This is a genomic window from Psychrobacter sp. FME6, from assembly GCF_014861365.1.
Lineage (GTDB): Bacteria > Pseudomonadota > Gammaproteobacteria > Pseudomonadales > Moraxellaceae > Psychrobacter.
Genome location: NZ_RRYW01000161.1, coordinates 1 through 3,617, shown reverse-complemented (window position 1 = coordinate 3,617; position 3,617 = coordinate 1). Strand labels below are relative to the sequence as shown.

3 protein-coding genes are annotated in these 3,617 nt (G+C 40.4%); all 3 read right to left on the bottom strand.

The genetic code is table 11. The annotated features are described in order from the left end of the window. Positions 1 to 255: 255 nt before the first annotated feature. Positions 256 to 1,905 (bottom strand): MobA/MobL family protein, encoded by a 1,650-nt coding sequence (locus tag EI162_RS13760; RefSeq protein ID WP_192524873.1) that lies wholly within the window; start codon positions 1,903 to 1,905, stop codon positions 256 to 258. Positions 1,906 to 2,173: 268 nt separating this feature from the next. Next, the gene (locus EI162_RS13755) at positions 2,174 to 2,509 is read right to left on the bottom strand and encodes a hypothetical protein (protein ID WP_192524872.1); all 336 of its coding nucleotides are present in this window, start codon (positions 2,507 to 2,509) and stop codon (positions 2,174 to 2,176) included. Positions 2,510 to 2,528: 19 nt separating this feature from the next. Next, the gene (gene repM, locus EI162_RS13750) at positions 2,529 to 3,479 is read right to left on the bottom strand and encodes a replication initiation protein RepM (protein ID WP_192524871.1); all 951 of its coding nucleotides are present in this window, start codon (positions 3,477 to 3,479) and stop codon (positions 2,529 to 2,531) included. Positions 3,480 to 3,617 lie beyond the last annotated feature (138 nt).

The following is a 3,617-nucleotide window of genomic DNA, read 5'->3' as shown; positions in this document are numbered from 1 at the left end:
ATTCGAATGGGTGGGTAAACGTATTCGAATGGGTGGGTAAACGTATTCGAATGGGCAATGAATCCCTTTTGTAGCAATGGATACAGCGTGTCTAAAAGCATTAAAAGCATTTAAAAACATTAAAAACCTTTTTAGTTATTAATGATTAAGAAAAGAAGAAAAAGACTACTAAAGAATTAATACAGTTTTACGGTAAAAATCATCTCATTTGCTAATCAAACGTATGACGCACTGAAAACAAGAAAAAAAGAATTACTACGGTCGTCTATATCGTCTAGGTGCTATAGAAACGCTCAAATCTGCCGTATTTGACGTTTTAGACTCATTATCTACATAATCCCTAGTTGATTTGTTTAAATCGCTCTCAGCCTCAAATTTGGACGTTTTAGAGTGGTTTTGCTCCTCTCTCTCAGGGTCATTGATCAATTTAACGATATGTTTATGAGTTTGAGCATTATCTGCATCACTGAAAAACGTTGTAGTAACTCTAATATCCTCTCTGAAATCCCCTGTTACTAGGCTGTTTTCATTAGCGAATTGCTCTAAAATATCTTTTTGTCTATCCGTATAAGATGATGACTCATTTCTACGACTGGAGAACAGTAGAGCTGTTTTCATGGTTAGTCTGTCAACCTCACCAATAACTCCGTTAATTCTTGGTTTTCTGTATCGAGCATTTCTATCCGCTCGTTCTGACGCTCTATCAAAAATGATTGTTCGTTCGCGAAGTTCTGTAGCTCGCTGTTTTCGGTTATCAGCGCTTGTTTTGAGCTGCTGCTCATAGGGGTTTGGGCGTTGGCGTTCTGCTCTTCTTCTAACGCCCTGTCCAATGCGGCTATTAACGTGCTTTTCTTGCTGAGTTTCTTGCTCAATTTGTCGTTGAATGTATGCATCTCCAGTACTGATTGCATCAATCCATCGTTGGCTGCGCGCAATTTGTTGTTGGCTGCTAGTAATTCCGCTATTTGCTGTCTGCTCAAGTTGGTTGTGGTTGTATCTGTTGACTGACTCATTATATTTTCCTATTTCTGTTTGAACGCCCATGCGCTCTGCGATACTGGCATTTTTTCCTAAATGTTTGGTAGGTTTGAATGTGAGCCCTAGATCCTTGTAACTCTTATGGGTAACTGGCTGAATCCCTTTCTGTTCCAGTCGTTCATTAAGAATATCTGCCCATTGTTTACGGGTGTTTTTGAGCCATTCACTGTTTGAACATAATCCGCGCCCCTGCTGGATTTTTTTGCCTGTCTCAGGATCAATTGTGCCAACGAGTTTTTTTGGGACGACAGGGCGCGTACGTTCATCGTTAGACAGCTCGCTGTCTGATTTTTCGCCTAGCGATAACAAGCTATCGCTTGATACGTCTAGCTTTCGGGTCAGTAGCAGTATGTGGGCGTGAATGTTTCGCGGATCAGGCGCAGCCATACTTTTGCCCTCTGCTGCTGCTTTGGTGGTGGCCATGTCATCACCTGCGGTGGGATCATGAACAAAAACCATGCTGAGAACGCCTTGTTCCTCACTCTGCTGCTGAGCAAATTGCTCAAACAGTTCGATATTCTCGGCGCGTGTTAGTTCAGGCACTCCGCACAATACCCATTCACGAGCAAGACGCGCGCTACTTTTCATTTTGCCGCGCTTGGTAGTTTCTCCAATCTCGACTAAATCAGCGATGCGCTGAAAATCCAACTCAATGTCGGACTCGTCCAATTGCTCACTCAGATTTTTAGGAAGTAGTATTTCACTGTGAACTACATCGGTTTTTTTGGTGTAATCGTAAGATCGGGCTTTGGGATTTATGGTGTTGTTATCGGTGAGTTTTATACCAGCACGATATGAGATCGCTGCTACTAAATTATGACTTTTTCCACGACTGAGAGATTTGGTTTCGGCTCTGAAGATTGCCATTTTTGCACCTCGGGTTTTTGGGGTTTGGGGTTTCCCCAACGCTGTTTGAGACAATCACATATTAGCACGAAGTAGGCTAATTAGGTGATTTCTCGAAACTGCGCTCTTCGAGGACTCTTGCAGAGGGCTAAAAAATGGAAGGAGAGGGCTATAAAACTGGTTTTTAAAAGGCAGAAACACTCATTAATAAGCAAAACTATCCATTAATAAGCAAAACTTATGCATAAAATATAGAACATTTGATTATTCACAAAAATTAGCAGCAGGGTTATTCACTACATTTATAAAATTCTGTACGTTTATCCGCCACATTTTTTTGAAAATCGATTTCTTCCTGTTTGGTGAGTAATCCGCTCATACTGCACCCCATAATCAACCCCTGAGCAAATCCGAATAACTGCTCGAACGTTGTTATTGAGTCGTAGTGAAATGCAGTAGTAGCAAGCATATTAATTTGCATTTTTATTAATGTTTTGGCTCTCTCTCTATCCGACATATCAATATTGCCGGCTAACAAATGAGGCGCATTTTTGGCCATGTCATCTGCTATTGCGAGCATCTCATCTGCCGATGCGCGTTCGAGATATGCCGCTATTTTTTGCATTTTTTCTAACTCCCTATAATTAGTAATCTAAATATTCTCTGATCGGACGCTTTGTAAACTGTGATGCGTCTTTTTTAAGCCGATTAACCATCTCAAACTCCCACCCTTGTTGTGACTGTCCAGCTGGGCTAGTCGGGGTTACTAAATGATTGTATTCCGCCATAAACGTAGGATTTCGAACAATACGCCCTAATTGCTTGTCGCTTAGCCCTTCAGTAGTGAACATATCCGCTGTATTTTCATCACGTTCAGGAGCTCTGAGAGCTTCTTTAGATGGTTTTTTAGTCTTAAACTTGAACACAAACCCAATAATTCTACGCCCCTCTTTTTGCTGCTCATAGGCAACCGTAACATCAGTATTTTCATTAATTTCTTTAACAGCAAAGTCTAAAACTCTCTTTTTAAAATTACTCATCGTATCGTATTGATCTTCTGCAACACCTAGACGACTTCGTAAATTTTTGAGCTTTATAACTGGTGTGACGCCAACTTTTTTCCACTGCATAAGTAGTTCAAAAAGTCGCAGGGCATAGGAGCTCTGTAAATCCACAATCTGTTTAATTTCATACTCTGTGTATTGAGTCTCAAGTCTCGTAATGAGCGGTATAATATCGTTGCTAAACATGATTTCTACGTACGCACCACCCTCACAATACGTTGCACGCTGCACAAATCGAGATTCATGATTTCTTGTCCGATTTTTTTCATCTTTATCAGCCCACAAAAATTCTGCTTGATAAAGACTTTTACAAGCTGATTTCAACGAGCTGTATGATGTGGTCTTGTCACACTCAAAATGTTTCTGATAGTCTGACGCTGTAATACGCAGCATACCGCCAGCCTTGATTATCGTACCTTGCTGTCTCGCCTCTATGATAGCTAACATGACGACACGCTGAGCTACCAAATTGATGTCATAGTACGCCTCATTTAGTGCGTTGGACTTCATTACAGGATCAGTATTTTTCATGCTGTAAGCTCACTTATATATTTAAATACAAACTATATACAAAAGTAATTATAAATACAATTAATTAATAAAAGTATTTAAAAGGTGGGTAAACGTATTCGAATGGGTGGGTAAACGTATTCGAATGGGTGGGTAAAC